Annotated in this window: 17 protein-coding genes and 1 tRNA gene; 10 read left to right on the forward strand and 8 right to left on the reverse strand. The window is 63.2% G+C overall.

Translation table 11 applies throughout. The features are described from left to right. Positions 1–2 precede the first annotated feature (2 nt). Entirely contained in the window at positions 3–653 is a 651-nt protein-coding gene (locus ACWIVK_RS00105) for a hypothetical protein (protein WP_448574512.1), read from the reverse strand. 71 nt (positions 654–724) lie between these two features. On the opposite strand from ACWIVK_RS00105, the gene ACWIVK_RS00110 reads away from it, so the two are divergent. Beyond that, the gene (locus ACWIVK_RS00110; RefSeq protein WP_448574513.1) at positions 725–859 is read left to right on the forward strand and encodes a hypothetical protein; all 135 of its coding nucleotides are present in this window, start codon (positions 725–727) and stop codon (positions 857–859) included. A 192-nt stretch (positions 860–1,051) separates the two neighbouring features. After that, complete coding sequence (locus ACWIVK_RS00115; protein WP_448574514.1) at positions 1,052–1,876, forward strand: potassium channel family protein; 825 nt, start codon at positions 1,052–1,054, stop codon at positions 1,874–1,876. Here the strand turns inward: ACWIVK_RS00115 and ACWIVK_RS00120 are convergent. The 3 genes from ACWIVK_RS00120 to ACWIVK_RS00130 are packed head-to-tail and all read right to left on the reverse strand — an operon-like array spanning position 1,781 to position 7,247. Further along, positions 1,781–4,960 (reverse strand): DNA polymerase III subunit alpha, encoded by a 3,180-nt coding sequence (locus ACWIVK_RS00120; protein WP_448574515.1) that lies wholly within the window; start codon positions 4,958–4,960, stop codon positions 1,781–1,783. The two genes, ACWIVK_RS00115 and ACWIVK_RS00120, sit on opposite strands and share 96 nt — an antisense overlap. A gap of 15 nt (positions 4,961–4,975) precedes the next feature. Further along, complete coding sequence (locus ACWIVK_RS00125; RefSeq protein ID WP_448574516.1) at positions 4,976–6,226, reverse strand: DNA polymerase Y family protein; 1,251 nt, start codon at positions 6,224–6,226, stop codon at positions 4,976–4,978. Next, positions 6,174–7,247, reverse strand: a complete 1,074-nt coding sequence (locus ACWIVK_RS00130; protein WP_448574517.1) for a recombinase A — start codon at positions 7,245–7,247, stop codon at positions 6,174–6,176. The genes ACWIVK_RS00125 and ACWIVK_RS00130 overlap by 53 nt, the downstream gene beginning before the upstream one ends. A gap of 360 nt (positions 7,248–7,607) precedes the next feature. Here ACWIVK_RS00130 and chrA point away from each other — a divergent pair, with 360 nt between their 5' ends. Next, entirely contained in the window at positions 7,608–8,789 is a 1,182-nt protein-coding gene (chrA, locus tag ACWIVK_RS00135; RefSeq protein WP_448574518.1) for a chromate efflux transporter, read from the forward strand. 621 nt (positions 8,790–9,410) lie between these two features. On the opposite strand, the gene ACWIVK_RS00140 is transcribed toward chrA, so the two are convergent. Genes ACWIVK_RS00140 through ACWIVK_RS00150 form a run of 3 tightly spaced genes read right to left on the reverse strand, consistent with a single transcriptional unit; the run spans position 9,411 to position 13,338 of the window. After that, complete coding sequence (locus ACWIVK_RS00140) at positions 9,411–10,562, reverse strand: ABC transporter ATP-binding protein (RefSeq protein ID WP_448574519.1); 1,152 nt, start codon at positions 10,560–10,562, stop codon at positions 9,411–9,413. Then, on the reverse strand, positions 10,559–12,193 hold the full coding sequence (locus ACWIVK_RS00145; protein ID WP_448574520.1) for an ABC transporter permease: 1,635 nt from the start codon (positions 12,191–12,193) through the stop codon (positions 10,559–10,561). The genes ACWIVK_RS00140 and ACWIVK_RS00145 overlap by 4 nt, the downstream gene beginning before the upstream one ends. After that, positions 12,190–13,338, reverse strand: coding sequence for an iron ABC transporter substrate-binding protein (locus ACWIVK_RS00150; RefSeq protein WP_448574521.1), 1,149 nt, complete (start codon positions 13,336–13,338; stop codon positions 12,190–12,192). The genes ACWIVK_RS00145 and ACWIVK_RS00150 overlap by 4 nt, the downstream gene beginning before the upstream one ends. Before the next feature lie 583 nt (positions 13,339–13,921). On the opposite strand from ACWIVK_RS00150, the gene ACWIVK_RS00155 reads away from it, so the two are divergent. The 4 genes from ACWIVK_RS00155 (at position 13,922) to ACWIVK_RS00170 (ending at position 17,711) form a co-directional block, all read left to right on the forward strand. Next, entirely contained in the window at positions 13,922–14,680 is a 759-nt protein-coding gene (locus ACWIVK_RS00155; protein ID WP_448574522.1) for an IclR family transcriptional regulator, read from the forward strand. A gap of 123 nt (positions 14,681–14,803) precedes the next feature. Next, entirely contained in the window at positions 14,804–15,553 is a 750-nt protein-coding gene (locus tag ACWIVK_RS00160; protein WP_448574523.1) for an iron-sulfur cluster assembly protein, read from the forward strand. Beyond that, on the forward strand, positions 15,550–16,584 hold the full coding sequence (locus tag ACWIVK_RS00165; RefSeq protein WP_448574524.1) for an amidohydrolase family protein: 1,035 nt from the start codon (positions 15,550–15,552) through the stop codon (positions 16,582–16,584). Before ACWIVK_RS00160 ends, ACWIVK_RS00165 begins: the two co-directional genes overlap by 4 nt. 80 nt (positions 16,585–16,664) lie before the next feature. Further along, complete coding sequence (locus ACWIVK_RS00170; RefSeq protein ID WP_448574525.1) at positions 16,665–17,711, forward strand: NAD(P)-dependent alcohol dehydrogenase; 1,047 nt, start codon at positions 16,665–16,667, stop codon at positions 17,709–17,711. A 276-nt stretch (positions 17,712–17,987) separates the two neighbouring features. Here the strand turns inward: ACWIVK_RS00170 and ACWIVK_RS00175 are convergent. Next, positions 17,988–18,062: transfer RNA gene (locus tag ACWIVK_RS00175), tRNA-Met, on the reverse strand. Between the two features lie 2,209 nt (positions 18,063–20,271). Between ACWIVK_RS00175 and ACWIVK_RS00180 the strand changes: the two genes are divergently transcribed. The 3 genes from ACWIVK_RS00180 to ACWIVK_RS00190 form a co-directional block, all read left to right on the forward strand. Continuing rightward, on the forward strand, positions 20,272–21,075 hold the full coding sequence (locus ACWIVK_RS00180; protein ID WP_448574526.1) for a DeoR/GlpR family DNA-binding transcription regulator: 804 nt from the start codon (positions 20,272–20,274) through the stop codon (positions 21,073–21,075). 68 nt (positions 21,076–21,143) lie between these two features. Continuing rightward, positions 21,144–22,535 carry a sugar ABC transporter substrate-binding protein gene (locus ACWIVK_RS00185; protein WP_448574527.1) on the forward strand — a complete coding sequence of 464 codons (1,392 nt, stop codon included), beginning with the start codon at positions 21,144–21,146 and terminating at the stop codon, positions 22,533–22,535. Between the two features lie 94 nt (positions 22,536–22,629). After that, a partial coding sequence (locus ACWIVK_RS00190) for an ATP-binding cassette domain-containing protein (protein WP_448574528.1) occupies positions 22,630–23,145 on the forward strand: 516 nt, incomplete at its 3' end.

Here is a 23,145-nt window from a genome sequence, read left to right on the forward strand (position 1 = left end):
CCTCAGCGTTCCGTTCCAGTCGCCCCGTGGGCTGCGCGCTCGAATTCGTCACGCCACCAGCGGAGATACAACACACCGTCGTCAGCGCTGCTCACGGCATCGACCGGGATATCGAGATCGTGCGGAGGAAGGCCGTACCGGACGCGAACGTGGAGGAGCCGACCGCTGGGAATTTCGGCACAAAGGTCATGCAGGTGCGCGACTCGTTCTCCCTCTGCAGTGACGACCGCGGCTCCACGGTGGAGGACAGCATGAGCCTGATCGAGTGTCCGGACGATCTCACCGAGCTCGATCACCTCGGGAGATGGTGGCGGAGGCTCAGAGAGGGAAGCTGGTGGTAGCCAACCGGGAAGAAAGAACGGGCTCGCTCGTTCTCCGGTCAGCCGCCAGGTGACTTCGCCCGTGTAGAGTTCGCGGTGAAACTCCGGCAGCTGATCGAGCTCGCGGCTCGTGTAGCGCAGGATCGAGCGCGTACCGTTTTCCTCCAGTCCGATCACCTCGAGCGGTACGACGAGACTATGCCGGAGAATCAGCCCGCGCCGGATGACGAGCGCGTTGACCCGCAGTCGTTGCGGATCGATGAGAAGCCACTCGACGGTGCCAGCTTCCTGTCCGTCACGAGTCCACAGGCGATCGCCGAGACAAACACGCATTCTCTCCCTCCCCGCTCCGCCGATACGCTGCCCATTCTAGCGGAGGTCGCGCTGGCTGAGAAGGAGATGGAATGCACTGGAGGGCGCAGACGAGCGTTGCCGAGGTAGACAGCGCCTGCAGCGAAGAGCCCAACGCGGTACCGAATCGTCGCTTCCTAGAGACGAGCCTGCGCGGGATGGAGTCCGGCGAGGCAGTCGGTATATGAGGTGTCGTCGGTCTCACTGGTTCGGTCGTGACTGGGAAGAGCGGGAACCTCTGGGGACATGGTGCGTTAGAGGCATGCCGGATGAGGATCCGCGGACTCGTGAAGTGCCGATCGTTGCGGGATCGGCGTGCAAAGCGTACGATCGGAGCGCAGCGTGTCAGGTCGAGCGAGCCAGTAGCAGGGACAGGAGCAATGCGACGCTTCGCTCCGTGGTTGTACGAGGGGAGCATGGCCGCTTTGGCTATCATCGCGGTCTGGCTGCTCACGCTCCCATCGACGCCGGTAGTGGAAAGGGCGAGCCAGGTGATCTGGGTGGTCTTCGTCGCTGATTACGCCTGGCGGCTCGCCCGAGCGGGCGATCGGCGACGTTTCGTGCGGGCGCACCTGATCGAATTGATCGCGATCCTCCCGTGGGATTGGTTCCGGCTCGCTCGTGTCCTCCGCTTGGTGCGACTGCTCCGCGCGGGTGTCTGGTTCTGGCGCGCCACTCGGGAGCTGCGCGCCATCGCTCGCCAGAACGGGCTCGGGTACGGCCTCCTGACAGCAGGCGCGCTGGTCATGCTCGGTGGGCTCGTTTTGCGTCTGGTCGAGCCCGGCGTCCAGAGTTATGGAGAGGCGCTCTGGTGGGCGATCGTGACCGTCACCACGGTGGGCTATGGTGACATCGCACCTCGTACACCGGTCGGTCGAGTGGTCGCAGTCGTGCTGATGCTGGTCGGGATCGGCGTCATCGGGATGGTGACGAGCAGCCTCGCCAGTTACTTTCTCGGGACACGTCAGCGAGCTGGGCATCCCACGATCGAGCATATCCGCGAGCGGCTAGTCGGCTGGGAGGAGATGAGTCGAGCTGAGCGGCGTCAGCTCGCGGCGTTGCTGTGGATCCTGGCTGACGAGAACGACCTGCCGCCGGAACTCGCCCGCTCAGCGGAAATCGTGCGAGAGGGTGCTGACGCGAGTCGGTTGCCCGCTGAGCGGCCGGCCGAGCGGTCGCACTTCCTCAGCGACCAGGCTCGCTAGTGCTCCCTCGCGCTCGACGCGCCCGTCGATCACCAGCACCGGTTGTCGACGAAGCAGCGCGCGGTGCAGCTCGCGCACGGCGGGTGGGACGATCACGTTGACGAGTCCGGTCTCGTCTTCGAGCGTGAGGAAGAGGACGCCGCGTGCCGTCGGGGGTGCTTGCCGGCAGACGACCAGGCCAGCGACTCGTGCGGTCGCGCCTGGTGGCAGCGTGCGCAGTCGCGCGGCGGGGATAACGCGGAGAATCCGCCGTTGGGTGCTGTAGAGCTCCATGAGATGTCGGTCGAGGCAGAAGCCGAGAATGGCGTAGTCGAGGAAGGTCTGCTCGACTGTGTCGAGCTCGGGCAGCTCGACCGTCGGTTCGGCAACGTCGAGGAGGCGCGGACACTCCGGGCGCTCGGTTGCGACGGCGAGAAGATCCCACAAGAGTTCGCGCCGACTGCGACCAGGTGCCAGCCGATCGAATGCGCCGACGAGAACGAGCGCCTCGACTTGCTCAGGAGCGAGTTGCGCCCGGCGGACGGCATCCGCAGCATCCCGGAAGGGGTGCTCGAGCCGTGCGGCGACGATCCGCTCGGCAGCAGCTCGACCGACTCCGCGCACTGCAGTGAGCCCGAGGCGCACTGGACCGCGGACGGGATCACCGGCGAGGGTCGTCGATGCCGCGCTGGCGAGCAGGTCCGGTGGGAGCACCCGGATACCGCGTCGCAGCGCGTCCCAGATCAGTACCTCCGGTGCATAGAAGCCCATCGGCTGATTGTCGAGGAGCGCACAGAGCAGGGCTGCGGGATAATGGGCGCGGAGCCAGAGCGTCTCGTAGGCCGTGCGAGCGAGTGCAGCAGCGTGGCTCTTGCAGAAGCCGTATTCGGCGAAGGCTGCGATCTGCTCGAAGATCCGCTCGGCTACCGTCCGCGCGACCCCGTTCCGCTCGGCGCCGGCCAGGAAATCGCCGCGCAGTGCCTCCATCGCTGCGCGCGAGCGCTTGCTCCCCATCGCCCGCCGGAACGCATCGGCCTGTCCAGCCGTCATCCCGGCGATCGCCATGGCGACCTCGAGGACCTGTTCCTGGTAGAGAATGACGCCGAGCGTCTCGCGCAGGATCGGCTCGAGCTTGGGGTGGAGATAGCGGACCGGCTCCAGCCCGCGTCTTCGCCGGATGTAGGGATGGACCATCCCACCTTGGATCGGACCTGGCCGGATGATGGCGACCTGGGCGATCAGGTCTTCGAACCGTTCGGGGTGCGTTCGCGGCAAGCTCTGCTGTTGGGCACGACTCTCGACCTGATACGTGCCGATCGTATCAGCCGTCTGCAGCAGACGATAGACGGCCGGATCGTCGAGCGGTAACCGCTCGAGATCGATGCGGACACCGCTCGCCTGCTCGATGAGCGCGATCGCCTGGTGAACGACCGAAATCGCTCGGACGCAGAGCACGTCGGTTTTGATGAGCCCAGCTTCCTCGATGTCCCGCTTGTCCCAGCCGAGCACGACTCGACCAGGCATGCGCGATGGCTCGACAGTGGTGAGTTCGACGACCGGCCGGCCGGCGATCACCATCCCGCCGACGTGCACCGAGAGGTGGCGAGGGATGTCCTCCAGTTGCGGTGCTAGGCGGACCAGCCAGGCGAGTCGGCGACGGAGATCGGGCGAGAGGCGAGGCGCCAGCGCGCGGGCGAGTACCGGAAGTGGCTCGCCCAGACGCCCCTGGCTCTTGGCCAACTCATCGACGATCTCGGCTGGCAAGCCGAGTACCCGACCGAGATCGCGGATCGCACTCCGGGCCTGAAAGGTCACGTAATTGCAGACCATGGCGGCATGCTCGACTCCGTAGGTCGCGTAGACGTACGCGATCGCTCGCTCGCGATCGTCGAGGCCGAAATCGATATCGATATCCGGCATCGAGGGACGTTCCTCATTGAGGAAGCGCTCGAAGAGCAAGCGATGGGCCAGGGGATCGACTTGGGTGATGCCGAGGCAATAGGCGACGAGCGAGTCAGCTGCCGAGCCGCGACCACGACCGCGGAAGCGATTGGCGAGATCGGCACAAATGAGAAAGAACTCAGCGACGCCGAGTCGCTCGATGACCCCGAGCTCGTGCTCGAGTTGCCGGACGACGGGCTCGCTGAGCTGGCCGTAGCGGCGCTGCGCTCCTTCGTACGCCTGGCGCCGTAAGACCTGCATCGGTGTCTCGCCTGGTGGCACGAGATGGGGCAGGGGCGGGAAACGCACCTGCCGGAAATCGAGCGAGACCTGGCAGCGTTCAGCGATCCGGAGCGTGTTCGCGAGAGCCTCCGGCAAGGAGCGAAACCGGCGCACCATCGTCGCTGGTGCGACGAGCCGGTACGCTGCCGATGTCTTGCGGGCTGGATGGGGCAGATCGACCGTAATACCCTCGCGGATGCAGACGAGGATATCCTGCAAACGCCAGCCCTGTTCGTCGAGATAGTGGACGTTGCCGGTAGCGACGACCGACAAGCCGGTCGCGCTCGCGAGCTGAGCCAGCTCGGCACAACGTTCGCGATCGCCGCGTTCCCCATGGTCCTGGAGCTCGACGAAGCAGCGTCCCGGACCGAAGACGCGAGCGAGCCAGCCGGCACGAGCGAGCGCGCCTGCTCGATCTCCCTGTGTCAGGGCGCGTGCGAGTGGTCCCTGACGGCAACCGGTCAAGACGATGAGCCCATCGTGGTAGTCGACGAGCCAGCGCCAGGGGAGCGCGACCGCTCGCCGCACGGGCGAGCCCGCGAGCGCGGTATTCTCGCTGCCCGGTCCCTCGGGCGTCGGCCAGCCGAGTCGCGCGGCCGAGAGGAGACGCGCGAGCGTCGCATAGCCGCGTCCGTCTTCAGCCAGGAGCGTGAGATGGCTCCCGTCTTCCATCGTCACTTCGGCTCCGATCACCGGATGGAGACCGGCGCGCTCGGCTGCGCGGACGAAGCGCACGACACCGTGCAACGCATCGTGGTCGGTGAGTGCCAGGTGCTCGTAGCCGAGTGCCGTGGCTCGTTCGACCAGTTGCTCGGGTTGGCAAGGTGCATCGAGGAGCGAGAAGCAGGAATGGGCATGGAGTTCGGCGTAGGGTGCGCACATCCTGCATTCCTCCCCTCAATCGAGTCGTCCGACGAGTCGCCAGGTCGGTCGTTCGGACGCACCGTCGCTCGGGAGGTGGTCGCGGGTGAGCAGCAGCCGCTGGCCATCGGCCAGCTCGACCCACACTGTCCGACGGTGGTGTTCCACTGGCCACCAGAGATCGAGTCGCTCGTAGAACCCCCCACGTCGGATGGGGATCCAGCGCTCACCGAGCCGGAGCCACCAGCCGCTCGGGCGACGTGCCAGGTGCACCGGCTCGCCGTGGAGCGGATGCGCAGCGAGATTCCTCGTACCCTGGACGCGCCAGCGGAGTTCCGGAAGCGGAGCAGCGGGCACATGCTCGAGTAGGCGGACGACTCGCCCCCCCGCGAACCGCTGCGCGGTCTGCCAGAGACGCTCGCGTTCGGCAGTCCGTGCTGGGACATCGTCGAAGAGCGCTGGCTGACTCGCGTGCGCGGGCGCGTGTTCCTCGACCGTGAGACGAAGCAGCACGATCGGGCGGACGATGGTGATGCCGGTGAGCAGCGACCAGGCGACAGCAAACAGATCAGGCGCTGTCCAGTACGGCTGGGGCAGGCGACGAAAGCGCGAAACTGTCCGATCGGCTTCCTCGACCAGCTCGAGCTGGATACTGCGAGCAGCGTGAGCGAGCGCAGCGAGGGCATCGGCGATCTGTTGGCAGAGCGAACGGAACACTGGCTCGAGAGCATCCTGAGTTGCGACCGGTGGCTCGAGCGCGCGCTCTGCAGACAGGGGAGCGAGCGGCGTCCGACCGCGGAACGGAGTCGGGTTGTCTCCATGGGCCAGGCGATGCGCGAGTGCGATGTCGGCTCCAAAACGCCGGCGGAGGCTCTGGAGCGGGAGATCAGCGAACTGGCCGATGGTCACGATGCCGAGCGCGCGGAGTCGCTCCTGGATGCGGGATGGCAACGGAAGCCACTCGAGTGGCAGTGGGCGGAGGAAGGCGCGCGTCTCCGGTTCTGGAACGACGATGACCTCGTCCGGAGTCGCGAGCCGGGCAGCCAGCCGAGCGACCCAGGGAGTCGCGGCGATCCCGATCCGGCCAGTTCCTTCAGCACGCGCGATCGTAGCGAGGACGGCTCGTCCGTACCGACCCTCATCACCATACTGGAGCCGGATACCGCTCGCGTCGAACCAAACGCCCCGCTCTTGCTCGTCTTTCTGGATCGCTGGCGTGAGCGGGGCGAAAAGTTCATCGAGTGGTCGATGCGGCCAGCGATCGATCGCCAGATAACCAACGGGCACGGATCTCCTCCTCCAACTGGGACCAGAGCGACGGATCACTCTGGAGACGGGCTGCTGCTCGCTCACGAGTTCGCCCGAGGACGGTCTCAGCGAAAACCAGGCCGAGCGGATGCGGGTGGATGACGCCGAGCGCCAGGCCGAGATCGATCCGTTCGAGCGCGACCCGCACTCCTTCGCGTCGGCACAACTCGATCGGTACCGGTGGATCGCGCGGTGGCCACAATGGACCACGCTCGATGCGGACATGGGCGCGCAAGCCCTCGGGCAACGCTTGCGCGGCGAGCGGTCCAGGTCGGACGAGCTGGGCGAGCGGCTCGAGCCGGAGTCGTACCTGTGCCGCAACGAGCGCGCTCGTATCCACTCGATCCCGGACGACGACCAATACCGTCGGCCGACCGCGCAGGAGCGGCCGGAGCTGGCGGAGACCACGGTCGAGTTCCGGGCGCAGCGCGCGATGCGGTGGGAGATCGAGTACGACCAGGTCGAGCGCTCCGGACAGTAGGAGGAGACGAGCCAGTTCGAGTGCTTCGGTGACGGATTGCGGGAGTGCGACGAGGAGATCGAGGACAGCGACACCCCAGTGATGCAGGCGATCGAAGTCGACGCTGTGCGCTGCATCGAGGTAGGCGACCCAGCCACCAGCACGCTGGACGGACCGAACGAACCAGCTAGCGAGCGTCCGCTTGCCGGAGTAGGGTGGGCCAGCCAGCTCGATCGACCGGCCGCGGGGAAGGCCACCGCCGAGCGCGAGATCGAGCCCGAGGAGATCGGTCGAGAGGAACCGCGGACCCATGGTCGAGCGGGGCGGCATCGCTGAGTGGATCGGGGCAGTGTCGACCGTCAGGCGTGCCGGGTCGAGCAGCACGTGCGGGCCGAAGCGCTCGGCGATGAGCTGGCGAAGCCAGGCAATCCGCTCGCGCCGAGCATCGTCCGCGCCGCCTGCGTCCACGACTTCCGGAACGGAGCTCGCCTCGCTTTCGAGGGTGCTCACTCCATGGCGAGAGTTTCGCGAGACCGGCACATGTCCCCCTTCCCGTGCCGAGAGTCGCACATACGTTCGTATGCATCGTAGTAGAACACCTGTTCGCAGTCAAGAGTTGCCTTGCTGGCACAGAGAGAAGGAACCTGTCGCGTGTCCCATCGGCATCATCGAGGGAGCGCCGATCGGCACTCGACCGCTCGAGGGGGGGTGCGCTGTCTCCAGCGTATCGGGACGCGCGATCATGGGGAAACGCTGGGTCGGCAGGCGAGTCCGGTTCACGAACTTTTGCAACGCTGCGCGATCGTCTCGCTCCGGTCATGATAGTGATAGACCAGGGTGGACCCACCGACGCATCCTGGCACTCCGAGGCCGGCATCGCTCGACCGTTGGGAGACGAGCGTGCGCGAGACACCGCCGGTGCGCAGCAGCGGTGCTGAAACGGACAGTGGACAGAGCGGCTCTCTCGCTGAAGTTGCGATCGTGGCGCTCAAACTCGGCTGCTTCGCCTTCGGCGGTCCGGCTGCCCACATCGCGATGCTGCGCGAAGAGGTCGTCGTTCGCCGGCACTGGCTCAGCGAGCAGGAGTTCCTCGATCTTCTCGGAATCACGAACCTCATCCCGGGACCGAACTCGACCGAGATGGTCATCCATTGCAGCTATCGACGGGCCGGTTGGCCTGGTTTCCTCGTCGGTGGGATACTCTTCATCCTCCCGGCCGCTGCGATCGTGCTCGTCCTCGCTTGGCTCTACGTCCGTTGGGGCACTGTGCCGGCAGCGATCTGGCTCCTCGAGGGAGTGAAGCCCGTTCTTCTCGCGATCATCGGTCAGGCGATCTGGAACTTGGGGAGGCTGGCCACGCGGCGAACGAGCCGGATCGTGCTGGCCTCGACGATCTTCCTTCTCTACCTCGCGGGAGTCCACGAGCTCCTCCTCTTGGCTGGTGCGGCACTCGCTATGCTGGGGTTCCGCACTGGACGCCCGCGCACCGGCTCGTTCGCACTCGCGCCCGTGGGAGCCTTCGCGACCAGCGCGTTTCTGGTCAGTGGTCCGAGCACACCGGTCAGTCTGCTCGAACTGTTCCTGACCTTCCTCAAGATCGGCTCGGTCCTGTACGGGAGCGGCTACGTGCTCCTGGCCTTCCTGCGGCGCGACTTCGTCGAACGGCTCGCCTGGTTGACCGACCGCCAACTGCTGGACGCGATCGCGGTCGGGCAAGTGACGCCCGGACCGGTCTTCACGACGGCGACCTTCGTCGGGTATCTGGTGGCGGGCCTTCCGGGAGCATTGCTGGCCACGATCGCGATCTTTCTGCCTGCTTTCGTCTTCGTCGCAGCCGTCCGTCCCGTGGCGCCGCGCCTGCGTCGCTCGGCCCGACTCGCCTCGCTCCTCGATGGTCTCAACGTCGCAGCAGTCGCGCTCATGGCCGGTGTCCTATGGGAACTCGGCCGCCCGGTGCTCAGCGATCCGCTGAGCGCGTTCGTGGCGCTCGGAGCGCTCGTCGCACTCGTCCGTTTGAAGGTGAATTCGGCCTGGCTCATCGTCGTCGGTGGAGCGATCGGGGTCGCCATCCGCCTCCTCTGATCGTGCACCGAGCGGTCAGCACCCATCACCCGTCCCACCACTCGCTGCTCGGCCGAGCAGAGTCCAGCCCGTGCCCCGCATCGGCCGACCACTATCGACAGAACATCATGCATCGGAAAAGGGTAGGGGTGTGGTGGGCGCAGCCCCTCTGAACGGACGGAGTGCTCGCCGTCGCGGTGAGCGGGCTGCTCGCTGCTCCAGCGTTCCAGCCGCGAGGCAGCAGCACGAGCCGATCGCTCGCACGTGCCGGCACAGCCGGCACGCCCGTTGCGTCGCACGCAGACAGCTGCGCAGCCGCCGAGCTGGCCAACAAGGGCGCACCGCAAGCGGCTGCTCAGACGTCACGCTGCTGGACCACGCCGCTGGTCCTGCCCGCGCCGGCGTGCGGCGACCGACGCGGTGTCTTCGGATCGCTGCCTGTGATCCATCGAGCGGCCCGAGCTCGCGTCATCGCTGCTATCAGCGCATAAGCACAGTTATACGCATCCGAGAGATGGTGCAGTTCCACCCGTGGAACCCACTCGCCCCGAGTTGTCCGAGGACGTCCTCTGGCGTGCCGGAAACCCGCGCCACGCCGCGGCGCGGTTCGGACTCCCGAATCGCTGCTCCCCGTTCGAGTCGTCAGCCCGTTGCGGCCTCGTCGGTGCCGCCAGCCACCGGGGCCTGAGCGTCGGCTGGGCGCGTTCGTCCCAAACGTTCCAGCAGTGCTGCCAACCCGATCCGCTCGTCGCCAGCGAATGCCGCGACACGCGCCCGATTGCACCGCACCTCGACCCGCTCCCCGATCGCCAACTCGATGGAAGGCGGTTGGCTCGTCTCGATGGTGATGCCGCACCGCAAGAGCACACGGTAGATCGTCTCCGCACCGACGAAGCGGCGGTCGACGACGACTCCGAGCCCCTCCGGATGGCGTTCGAGAACCACATCGCGTGGCCGCAGAAGCAACTCGACCTGCTCGGTCGACTCCTCCGCCCCTTCCAGCGCGAACGACCCGATGTCGCTGCGCCCGAGCCGACCGAGCACCCTGGCTGGGACGAAGCTGGCTTGGCCGAGCAAACGTGCCACGTCACGCGTCCGCGGCTCGTGGTACACCCGTTCTGGGGTATCCACCTGCACGATGGTCCCCTCCAGCATCACGGCCACGCGGTCGGCCAAGGCGAGCGCTTCGTCGCGATCATGGGTCACCAGGATCACGGTCACGCCGACATCGCGCAGCAGCCGTCGCAGTTCCTCGCGCATGCGCAGGCGCAGTTCGACGTCCAAGTTCGCGAACGGTTCGTCCAAGAGGAGTACCGCCGGGCGCGGTGCCAGTGCCCGGGCGATCGCGACCCGCTGTTGCTGTCCCCCCGAGAGCTGATGGGGATAGCGTGCTCGAAAAGCCTCCAACCCGGTCAGCGCCAGCAGTTCCTGAACGCGCCGAGTGCGCTCCTGCCGCGTCGATCCCCGGAGTCCGAACGCGATATTCTCCTCGACCGTCAAGTGCGGAAACAACGCGTAATCTTGGAAAACGAGCCCGACCCCTCGCTCTTCCGGCGGAACGAAACGGCCTCCCCCGGCCACCACTCGCCCGCCGATCTCGATCGCCCCCGCGTCCGGCCGCTCGAGACCAGCGATGAGTCGCAGAGTTGTCGTCTTCCCGCATCCGCTCGGCCCCAGGATGGCGAGCAGTTCTCCGGCGCGAACGTCCAGCCAGAGATCGCGCACCGCCGGAACAGCTGACCCTCGGTACCACTTCCAGACTCCCGCCAAGCGGACCGCGCACGTTTCGCTCACGTGGTACTCCTCCCCGCCCCGCGCTCCTGCCACCAGCTGAAGAGTGCCATCGGTACCACACCGATGCCCAGCAGCAAGAGTGTCGGTAGCGCCGCGTGCGACCAGTAGGCATCGGCGGTCGCGTTCCAGACTGCGGTCGCCAAGGTCGGAAAACCGATCGGGCTCAAAAGCAAGGTCACCGGGAGTTCTTTGACGGTCGTCAGGAAGACCAACGCGAAGGCGCTTCCGATCCCTGGGAGTGTCAGTGGTAGCAGGACGCGCAGCCATGCTCGCCAGGGACGCAAGCCCAGTGTCCGCGCCGCTTCCTCGAGCCGCGGATTCTGTTGTGCCAGCGTGGCGCGTAGGACCCCCGTGGCTTCTGGCAAGAAGCGCAATGCGTACCCGACGATCAAGAGCGGGAGTGTCTGGTAGAGCCACGGGAGGAAGCGGACACTGAACGAGACGAGCGCCAGCGCCAGCACGATACCCGGGAGACCATAGGCGATCCAGAGCGGTAAATCGATGAGCGAGACGAAGCGGCCGTTCCCGCGCACCACCGCCCAGGCGACAGGAAGCGCCAGTGCGACCGTGACGAGTCCGGCCGCGCTTCCGACCAGCAGGGAATGCGCGAGCGGTTCCCCGATTCCGGGCAGCTGTTCCCCCAATGACCGCGCGCGCAGGAACCAGAACGTCGCCATGCCCGCTGGCAAACCGATCGCACAAGTGCCCCAAATCAGTGCCAGGCCCAGTCCGAGCCAACTCCCCCACCCTGGCCGGTGCAAGACCGGTGGACGGCGAGTCCCCACGGTGCGATAGAAAGCGGCGCGACGCTGCCAACGCCGTTCGGCGATCAGCAGGACCGCTGAGAGGACGACCAGGAGCACCGCCAGTGCCGCCGCAGCCGAGCGGTCGAACGAGAGACGGTACTGGTTGTAGATACTGTACGTCAGGGTCGGGTAACGCAGAATCGCGATCGCGCCGAAGTCGCTGAGCACATAGAGCGTTGTGAGCAGCATCCCGGAGAGCAAGGCTGGCCCGAGCAAGGGAACGGTGACGCGCCACAACGTCGCCCAGCGCCCCGCGTGCAGCGTGCGCGCGACTTCTTCGAAGGCCGGATCGAGTCCGCGCAACGCCGCGCGCAGCGCGAGAAAGCTGTAGGGGTACGTCACGAGCGTCAGGGTGAGCCACGCCCCGAAGAACCCGTATACCTCCGGCAGCCGATCTACCCCCACGCTCCGCTCGAGCAGCGAGGCGAGCGTTCCGCGCGGGCCCAGCGCAGCCACGACCGCATACGCCATGACATAGCTGGGCACGGCGAGCGGTACGGCGAGCAGGATCGCCAACCACCGCCGACCAGGGAAAGCGACTCGCTCGGTGAGGACAGCCAGTGGGAAGGCGATCAGCGCGCTGCTCACCGCGACCGCGACAGCGAGTCCGAGGCTGCGCAGCACGAGCCAAGCAGTACGAGGATGGGTGAGGGAGGCGAGTGCCCGCTCGCCTCCCTCCAGGGCGCGCCAGACCAAGTACAGGACCGGTACCAGAGCGATCGCCGCGATGATCATCGCCACGACTTCGCTGGGGCGGATCGCCGCGAGGCTCCGGCGCCGATGAAGCGAGTGCTCGATGGTCGTTCGCCCTGCTGACGCTGTCACAGGAGACCGACCTCCTGAAGGAGAGCCAGGGTTCCTTCGAGATCGTCCAGATCGGAGAGATCGAGTGCTGGCGGGTTGAGCGACGAGAGCGGCGGCAGATCCGGATGAGCCGGGACACCCGCGAGGAGCGGATACTCGAAAGTCTGCTCAGCGAAGTACCGCTGCGCTGGTTCGCTCAGGAGATAATCGACGAGCAGAAGAGCGGCATCGCTCGCGCGGCTCGTCACCAACACGCCGACGCCTGCCACATTGACCAACCCGCCGGGATCACCATTGGTATAGAAATGGTTTTCCGCTGGCAGTGGTCGACCAGCCTGTGCACGCTCCCGCATGAGGTAGTAATGGTTGACGAACCCAGCTTCGATCTCTCCCTTGATCGTGGCTTGGACGATGCTCGCATTGTTGGGGAAGACGCGTGTGTCGAGCGCTTTGATCCCCTCGAGCCAAGAGCGAGCGACATCCTCTCCGCGCAACCGACGAAGAGCGGTCACGAATGCTTGGAAGGATCCATTCGTCGGCGCCCAGCCGAGTCGGGCACGCCAGCGCTCGTTCCCCGCAAAGTCGAGGATCGAGGCAGGGATCTCTTCCGGCTTCACCCGCTGGGTGTTGTAGACGACCGTGCGGACGCGTCCGCTGATACCGACCCAGAGTCCCTTCGGAGAGCGGTAGGTTTGTGGGACGCGTTGCAAGAGTTCGCTGGGGAGCGGGGCCAAGCGACCTTCCTTGGCCAGTGCGCCCAAGGCCCCAGCATCCTGTCCGAAGAAGAGGTCCGCGGGCGAACGATCCCCTTCCTCCAGGATCGCGGTCGCCAATTCGGCGGTATCGCCGTAGCGCGCCCGCACATCCAATCCGAGTTCCTGACCGATCCGGTCCAGGAGTGGCCCGATCAGCGACTTGGAACGTCCGGAATAGATGGTCACGACTGCACCTTGGCGACGGGTCATCACGGTCGGTGTTGCGCCAGCCGTTGGTGTCGCAGCAGCTCCTGACGTGGGTGAGGCCTGCGGCGCCATGCCTGTCCCGGCGGCTGTCGGTGTCGGGGGTACGGGGGTCACGGTCGGCTCCGCGCTCTGGCAGGCGGCGAGGAGTGACCATCCGGCAGCGAGCCCGAGTCCGCCGACGCGGAGAAGATCGCGGCGACGCATCGTTTCCCCTTTCAGTCGTCGAGTCTCTCCGTCTCCCTTCGTCCCACAGTGGGGGACCGACTGTTCGGGCTCGGTGGCCACCGGAGAATCCCGACCACGTCAGTCGGGATTCATTCTGCGCGCTCGGATGGCCGTCTGTCAAGGGGTGCGCCGTCTTTCCTTGTCCTAGCCGCCAGGCTGAGCGACGGTCGCTCCCGCGCTGCTGGGTGGATACCGAGCCGGCCTCACCGATCACCCAACAGCGCGTTCATCGCGGAGCAAGGTGGGCAAGGTCGTGGCGGGTATCGTGCAGCGCTGTGGACCACCCTGCGCGCGGAAAACGTGCGCCGCTCCACCAGGGATGGGGAATGCCGTACCGGGCGCGACAGGAACTTCTGTCGGCAGACAGAGCCGGCACGTCGCTGCCGAGCCTTCGCTTCCACCAGTTTTCCGCTATCCCATTCTTTTGTCGTGCGGACTCATGCGAACGCGGGAAATTCTGGCTGGCACCCCAAATCGCGGATCCCGCCCCTTGACGTGCCGGCTCTCGATGCCGTAAGGTGAGCATGTCACCGCCCGGTCGAGGCCGACGAGAAAGGGGCTCGTGACAGTGGTGCGGCCTGCGCGCACGCTCAGTACGGGAGAGCGGATCCTCCAAGTTTTACAGCTCGTCGTCGAGCGTCAGCCCGGGCTTTCTGTCAAAGAGCTGGCGACTGAACTGGGTGTGAGTCTTTCCACGGCCTATCACCTCGTGCACACCCTGACTGCTGCGGGGTATGTCATTTTGGAGCCGCATCGCTGCCTGCGGCCGGGACCCGCGCTCTATCGGTTATCGAACCAGCTGCTGGGGGGGCGCCTGCACCCGATCGAACTCGAGCCGGTGGCGAGCCGGATCAGTGAATTGACGGGTTGCCGGTCTTACTTAGCTGTCTGGTCGGACCGGGACGTGGAGGTGATCTTCGTCCACGGTCGGCGCGGTGTGCGTGAGCTGCCGGGTTTGGGGCGCGGTTTCCGCGGTGCGGCGCATGCTCTTGCACTCGGGAAGCTCCTGCTCGTGGATCGTCGTCTGGAGGAGTGGCCGGACTATCTTCGACAAGAGCGACTTCCCCGATTCACTCCGACTACGATCGAATCGCCGCTTCAGCTCCAGAGCGAGCTCCGTGAGGTCCGAGCCAGCGGAGTCGCCTTCGACCGCGAGGAGTACGCGCTCGGTTCGGCTTGCATCGCTGTCCCATTGGCACGCGAAGATGGCCGGGTAGCGGTCGCCCTTGCGATCAGTGTGCCGGTTCGGCGGTTCGCTGCTGAGAGTGAGCTTCTGGTCGGAGTCTTGCGCCGCGTTGCGAGTATGGCTTCCCTCTCGTGATCGGACTTTCCGGTCCTTTTGGCAGTATCTGCCAAGAATGCTCGTATCCATTGAGCCAGGTTCCTCGAGTAGCTAAGCTCTTCGCGAGAATTGCCCGAGCATCGATCGATCAGGGAGCCAGCGATGGAGACGAAAACGCTCTGGGCGCAGCTCGAGCGAGTCCTCGACCCGGAACTCGACGAATCGATCGTTCGCCTCGGTTTTGTGCAGCGCGTCGAACAGGAGGACCAGCGCGTTCGCGTCGTGCTGCGTCTACCGACCTACTGGTGCTCGCCGAACTTTGCCTACCTCATGGCGGATGGTGTGCGGCGTGCCCTGCTCGAGCGGTCGGAAATCTCCCAGGTCGAGATTGTCCTGGAAGATCACTTCGCGAGCGATGTCCTTTCGCGGGGAGTGAGTGCCGGTCGCTCCTTTTGCGAGCTGTTTCCCGATGAGGCGACCGAAGACCTCGAAGAACTCCGCCAACGGTTCCTCCTCAAAGGGTACTTGAGTCGGTTACTGGTTCTGGTCCAAGCGTTGCGCAACGCGGGAGCACCCGAGTCGGTTCTGACGAGAGCCACGCTGGCTACCCTCGTAAGCAAGGGCGAAGATGCGTGGTTGTGCGCCGAGGACAACCGGTACGGACCGGTTCGTGCTCGCCTCGTCGACCGGTATCTCGCGCGACGTGCCGAGCTCGGGCTTTCCATGGATGCGGACGCACCCCTGCTCCTGCGGCCCGATGGTCGCGCGATCGCCGAAGGCGAGTTGGCCGATGAGCTCCGTCGGCTCCGCGCGACCGTCGTCAATCTGCGGGCGAGTACCGCCTTGTGTGAGGCACTCCTGGAAAGTCGGCAACAGTGGTGGGTTCGTGAGCGAAAGGAGGCTGTTCCATGATCACGATCGATGGGCAGGAGGTCTTCGTCATCGACGGGCACATGCACTTTTGGGATGGCAGCCCGGAGAACTGGCGGAATCAGTGGGGCGAGGGCTGGATCAAGTGCTTTTACGACTACCATCTGGCCTTGAGTCCGAAGGAGGCGGTCTGGCCGTTCGAGAAGTTCATGAAGTACAGCGAGGAGGACTTGGTTCGGGATCTGTTTCTCGAAGGCCACGTCGACATGGGGATTTTCAACTCCACGTACCTGCGTGAGTTCTTCAAGAACGGGTTCAACACGCACGAGCAAAATTACGTGCTGGTCCAGAAGTATCCGGATCGCTTCATTCTGTGCGGCTCGTTCGATCCGCGCTGGGGCGAGGCGGGGCTGGAGACGTTCCGGCGGATGGTCGAGCAGTATCCGATCCGCGGGCTCAAGCTCTATACCGCGGAGTGGTACGACGGGTCGCGTGGTTGGAAGCTGACCGATCCGATGGCCTATCGGTATCTGGAGCTGTGTCGCGAGCTGGGCATCAAGAACCTGCATGTTCACAAAGGGCCGACGGTCTATCCGCTGAGCAAGGATGCTTTTGACGTGCACGATGTGGACTATGCGGCGACCGACTTTCCGGAGCTGAACTTCATCATCGAGCATGTGGGGTTGCCGCGGCTGGACGATTTCTGCTGGATCGCCAAGCAGGACAAGAACGTGTATGCGGGGTTGGCGGTGGCCTCGGCCTTCATTGCGACGCGCCCGCGCTACTTTGCGGAGATCATGGCCAACCTGCTCTACTGGGTGGGTGAAGACCGGATCTTGTTTGGGAGCGACTATGCGATTTGGACACCGAAGTGGATCGTGGAGGCGTTTGCGCGGTTCGAGCTGCCGGAGGACATCAAAGAGGAGTACGGGGTCGATCTGACGCCGGAGGCCAAGCGGAAGATTTTGGGCGAGAACGCGGCGCGCCTGTACGGCATCGACATTGCGGCGCAGAAGGCGAAGCTGGCGCAGGATCCGATCGGCCAGAGGCTGGCTGCTCAGCAGGCGGCCTGAGCTGATCGGGGGCGAGGCGGAAAGCGAACTGGGTGCGCCGCGCGGCGCACCCAGTTCATCGGGCGAGAGGAGGATAGGCGGTGCTGGCTGCTCGGCTGTATCGGTATGACCCGGCGATGCAGGAAGAACTGCGCCTCGAGACCGTTCCGGATCCGACGATCCGGCAACCGGACGAGGTGATCGTCCGTATCGTGGGAGCGGGGCTGTGCCGGACCGATCTCCACATCATCGAGGGAGTCTGGCGCCCGATTCTCGATCCGGAGGGAAAGCTGCTCCCGTACACGCTCGGACATGAGAACACGGGTATCGTCGAGGCAGTTGGCAGTGCCGTGCGCAACGTGCGCGTGGGAGATCGCGTGATTTGCCACCCACAGGCGACCTGCGGGCTCTGTCTCGGCTGCCGGGTCGGGGAGGACATGTACTGCACCAGCGCGCGGTTCCCAGGATTGGACTCGGACGGCGGATTCGCCCAGTACCTCGTCACGACCGAACGGGCGCTGGTGAAGGTGCCTGAGGACGTCGATCTGGTCGATATCGCACCCTTGGCCGACGCGGGGCTGACAGCGTATCGAGCAGCCAAGCGGGCGAGCCGCATTGCCCCACCGGATGGATGGGTGGTGATCATCGGTATCGGCGGACTCGGGCACATCGCGCTCCAGGTCCTGCGGGCTCTCGCAGGGGTGCGGATCGTCGCTGTCGACCGGTCGCCGTTGGCGCGGGAGCGGGCTGGCGAGCTCGGGGCGGATCATGTTCTGGCCGGGAGCCCTGATCTGGCTGCGGAAATTCGTGAGCTCACCGGTGGTGGTGCACACGTCGTGCTCGACTTCGTCGGTGAGCAGGGAGTCGAGCAGCAGAGCTGGCAGATGCTCCGCAAGGGAGGGACGCATCTCATCATCGGCTATGGGGGGACATTGGAGATTCCGACCGTGCGCATGATTTTTGGCGAGTTGACGGTCGCCGGGAGCCTGGTTGGGAACTACAAGGAACTGGTCGAACTGATCGATCTCGTGGCTCGCGGGAAGGTCCGCGTGTTCACGCAGCGCTACACGCTCCAAGAGATCAACCGGGCGATCGATGACTTCAAACACGGGCGATACTTTGGACGCGCGGTGATCACCCCGACGTGAGTGACTCGGCCAGCGCGCAACGAGCCCAGCGTGGAAGGCGCGGAGACGCCCCCACGCTGGGCTCATTGGTCGCATTGCGTGCCTGCAGAGGTAGATAAGGACACCACAGTACTCGGCAAGCGCAGGCATACGACAATTTGACTCGCAGCGAGAACGGTATCGAGGGGAGCCCGTGCTGACCGGGCACGTCGTGTGGGCGGAATCTCGGCCCAACATTTTCAGAACCGGCCGAAGACGACAAAGCACCCGGCGATCACCAGGTGCTCAGCTCAGGAGTGGTAGCGGGGGTGGGATTCGAACCCACGACCTCTGGGTTATGAGCCCAGCGAGCTGCCGCTGCTCCACCCCGCGGCGTGCGAGCAGAAACGAGAGGAGAAGGGTTACATGATGGTTCAGGCCTACACACGACTGGCTCCGGGTCCGCTGCTGTGGGGCTATTTACGTACAGCTACTTACGTACAGATTTTACCCTGTTAATATCAGTGAGTTCGTCTAACACATTGCTGCTGGTCGACTCCCTTGCCTGTGCCTTCGAAGCTCTGGCTTAGGCTGATCGTACTAGACTGCTGAGCTGGTCGTGTCAGGCGTGGACTTCCCCCACGGAGCCAAGACAGTAAGGGTGTCGCGCGTCCTTGACCCTGCGCAACTGATCTTGGCGATCAAGGTCCTGACCCAGTGCTTAGACATAAATGGTATTTGGCTCGCCAAGGCGGCGGGAAGCTCAGGCGCCTACTTCGGCGCGCTTCACCACGTGCGGTTTGAGTGGCGCAGCGGCGGTGACGCGCCGTACTGCGTGTGTGAAGTGCTTAGGATTTTAATTAAGGCATGCAAGATCTAGGATATCCGTGCCCTGCGGAACAGCCTCGATCGCTTTGGTTGCGATCTGGTTCAATTCGTTAAACTCGTGTAGTGGCAGTCGCGACTACTCTCCTTTGCAGCGATGAGGCAAAGGTGCTGGGTGCACTCCTGAACTCCCAAATTGACAGGCCGCCACTCCGCACTGATCCCCAGCACCCAAACACCGGACCTCTTAAGTTCGTGGGTGTGCCGATACGCCGAGTCGATCTGCCCTGCTAGTGTTCTTGGCGCCTTGAGGCGATCCGTTACTCCACGGCACTGAGTGCGTGAGGCTGGGAGGTTCAATCACGCGGTGCCGCGCGGCGAGCGGATTACACCCGCCGGGCGCTACGTTGTCAGGCGATGAAGACTGGTGCTCGTCAAGATTGCCTTCCCGGCAGCGCTTCGCCGGCAGACTTCCCTGGGGTCGCACTGCGCACTGTGGTTGCACTCGCTGCTGTTCGACTGGCGGGATCAGATCAAGGGCATCATTAACAAGATCCAGTAACCAGTCCACTGCAACTTCGGCAAGCCGTGCCCCTACTTCAATCCAACCGATTGTGACCAATCGCTCAAAAGCACAACTGCGGTAGTAAACACTCTCCTATAGGGCAAGCTGTGGAACGAGAACTACACTGGGCCATTCGCGTCCGACCCATGCATCACGGGCATCTTGACGGGATAACCTTGGCGAGAATGCCCGGTTCAGCCGCAACTACCTCAAAACCTGACATGTGCTCGTGTGAACGGCATCCAGTTATTCTTCTCTGACAGCACGAGCACCAAGCGCGTGATGGTCAAGTTTCCGCTTGGACACAATCGTCCCAGCAGGAATGGTTGCAGCTTCTATGGGATAAGCTTCGGCGCATCCGGCCGATGCCCGAACCGGTGGTACAGAGAGAGCGGCTGGAGTCTCTCCCTGGCCGAGTGTCTGAGTTACCTAACTATTTGTTAAACCCCTTTTGGGCGGAATCCCTCGTGACTAGTGGAAGAGCAGGTTGCCGGCGAGCCAACTGCTACAGAGTCCAACCCCGAAGATGTGGCTAACCTATTGGTTCCACAAGATGGTGACTAGATGCCGCAAGTGCTTCACGAAGCGCACTATACTCTCGCCGTGCCCCTGACTGGGCGACTTAGCTTCGCATTTCCTAATTTGAACATGTGGCGTTACTCGAACAATAACCCTGGAGGGCTTACGTCGGGCTCAATGGCGTGGACACGGGATCTAGGTGCTGGAAGACTCGCTTCAGGGAAAACCTGGCTGGCAGAGGCTGCGCATACTCAAGGCAACGAGGCATTCGAGTTTCCCCGTAAGGGTCTGCCCCTCTACCCCCTTTCCTAGGCGCGTGCCTGCCCGCATAACGTTCGATTCGCGTCACTCTCTCCGTCAATGGTATTCTGGCTAGCGGCAGTAGAAACCGTTGCGATGCGAGGCGCATGCTGGTTCCCTAGCCTTTACGGGGAGTGGGCTCGTACGCATTCAGTGGGCCCCGCCGGGAATTAGCGCACTAGAGTGGCCATAAATGGTGTGCGGAGTATAGCGGCGACGGCTCCCGCTGGGATCTACTGCTATTGCCTGCACTGGACTGAGCTCCATCGAGTTCCGGCCAGGCGCGTGTCTAGCACAGCCGAGCAATGGGGCCGTCCCGTCGATCTCTTGCAGATTGATCGAATGTGTGCTATTGTATGGATGAGTTCGTCTAGATCATCGCGAATTAAGGCCATGATCGACCAGATTCGCTCGTCGACTCGCACACTGCCAGAGGAGCGCCGTCGTCAGATTCTGGAACTTCTGCACCGGCGCGGAAGCATTACAGTGGCCGAACTTGGGCAGCTTTTCAGGATCTCGCCGATGACCATTCGTCGGGATCTAGATGCGCTCGAGCGAGCTGGGCAGCTTAAGCGGACACATGGAGGAGCTATCCTCCCGAGCTTCGCCCAACACGAGGATTCATTTGCCCAACGTCTCGAGCGGGCGGTGGAAGCGAAGGAGTTGTTGGCAGAGATTGCCGCCGCGATGCTCAATCCTGGAGAAGCGATCTTTCTTGACTCGTCGACAACGGCGTATTACCTTGCAAGGCGTATTGTCAATCTCGGGCTTGCAATCACTATCGCGACCAACTCTCTCCCGATCATGGAGTTGGTTGCCAGCAGCCAGGTACCGCAATTGGAGCTGATCGGGATAGGGGGTGCGTTGCGCAAGCTGACGCTGTCATTTGTTGGCCAGCGGACATTGGCCGATATCGCCTCTCTCTATGCTGATAAGACCTTCTTTAGTGTCAAAGGAGTGACCCCGAACGGCAACCTTACCGATCCTGACGCCCAAGAGGCGGACGTCAAGCGGGCCATGATTGAGCAGTCACGGGAAGCTATACTGCTCGTGGACGGGACGAAGTTTCAGCAGTACGGCCTACACATCATCGGACAAGTAAAGGTTGTCTCCCAGGTGCTGCTGGCCGATACCAGCGAGGAGCGTGCGGCGGAGCTACGGGCCATGGGGGTGCAGGTAAGGAGAATCTGGAGGTGAACATGGACAGTTAACGAAGATGAATTGGTAGCTCGAGCCGCGGCGGATTGATAGAAGGAGGAGATGCTATGGAGGGCAACCAAAAGTGCTTGAAACAGGAGGGAATGAAAATGCGAGAGGGAGGTAATACTGAAGAACGCTTCTATACACGGCGCGACATGATGCGACTCGCGGGTACAGGCTTGGCCTCACTACTGCTCACGTCATGTCGCCAAGCAACCCCAGCGCCTACCGCTACCCAGGAAACTAGTGCTCCGCCCTCATCGGCGCCGGCCCCTAGCCCCACAGTTCCTGGCGTGGCAATTCAGACCTCCCCCACAGTAGTTCCTACTACACAAGCAACACTGACTGCCGTAGAGTTCTTCGGCTTTAACCCGGACAATTACGACGGCCGTCTAATGCCTTCTGAGACGCTGCAGCAGATGGTTGAAGCTGCAAAGGCAAAGCGCCCGCCAAAGAATGGCGACAGATACGTATTTGGGTTTGCTAATCTGGCTCGTGACATCAATTTCTGCCTGCTTGTTGAGCAGAGCATAAAGAAGAACACTGACTTGGCTGGCATTGAGCTGATTATTGCTGATAATCAAGCCTCAGGCCCAGTCGCTCTGCAAGTAGCTGACAGTTTTATTCAGCGAAATGTTGACTTTGTTATTGAGTTCCAGACGGACGTCAACTTCGGCCCACAGATTTGGCAGAAGTTCAAGAATGCCGACATCCCAGTCGTTGCTATCGACATACCGCTCGGTGATGCCGTTTTCTTCGGTGCAAATAACCCCTACGCCGGTTTTCTTGCAGGGGCATATCTTGCCCAAGCCGCGATCGCACTTTGGGGACAGGACCGAATGAAGGACGTCTATGCGGTGGTGGGCGAACTGCCTCAATCAGGTGTCGTCCCCAAGATGCGTACAGACGGTGAGAAGGCCGGTATCCTTGCTGTTCTCAAGGACTTACCCAAGGAACAGCTTCTTACGATTGACACAAAGAATGTTCGTGAGGTTTCGTACACAGAAATGGCGAATCTCCTAGGGCGGATACCAGCAGGTGCCCCTATCTTGGTTACAGCGATTAATGATGGGTCTACGATCGGCATGCTGCAGGCGGTGAAGGCCGCCGGTCGTTATAACGATCTTTTGGCTGTGGGAATGAATGCTGACGAGCTCGACACGATGATGGCCGAAGAGCGGATGATCGGCTCGGTGGGATTCTTCCCTGAGCGCTACGGTAACTACCTCATTCCTCTTGCACTGATGATGCTCGCAGGTTATTCTGTGCCACCTGGCGTACTGATTCAACATCCTATGGTAACACCAGCAAATATCTGTGAATTCTATCCTCAGTACCAGTGTACGAAGCGTAAGCCTGATTTTGTATTTACATTTCCCGAACAGGAATATCGGCTGTTCGTTGAGCAGCTTCGCAAGGATCCCAACCTGAAGGACTACCAGGCGCTACTGAAGTAACCCAAAAGAGGGTGATGCTGTGATTATGTGCGAGCAGAGGAGTACTCGGAGATCACTTCTGGAAGTCAAGGGCATTACGAAAAGCTTTGGTCCTATGCGTGTCCTGCATAACGTAGACTTTCATGTAGATTACGGCGAGATTGTGGCACTTCTTGGTCTTAATGGCGCTGGGAAATCTACGCTGATAAAGATTATATCGGGAGAATATAATAAAGATAGTGGCACAATACGATTTGATGGTATTGAAAGAACTTTCCAGTCACCACGTGCAGCGCGGCAGCTGGGAATCCGTGTGCTCCCTCAAGAAATCCACGTCGTCCCCGACTTGACCGTCGGCGAAAATATCTCGCTTTCAGATTTTCCCATTCGGCGAGTACTTCTCCTGTCGTGGGTAGACCGGACCGCAGTTGAAGAGCGAGCACGGGCTATACTATCCCAACTCGGCGTAACAATCGATCTAAAGCGGCCCGTGCGGACGCTGCCTGTTGCACAGCAGCGTATTGTTGAGATTGCAAGTGCGTTAGCCGGAGAAGCTCGCCTGCTTATACTGGATGAGCCGACGGCCACGCTCACAGCGCAAGAAACGGCTGCCCTCTTTAACGTGTTGAGG

It is taken from the genome of Thermomicrobium sp. (assembly GCF_053493975.1).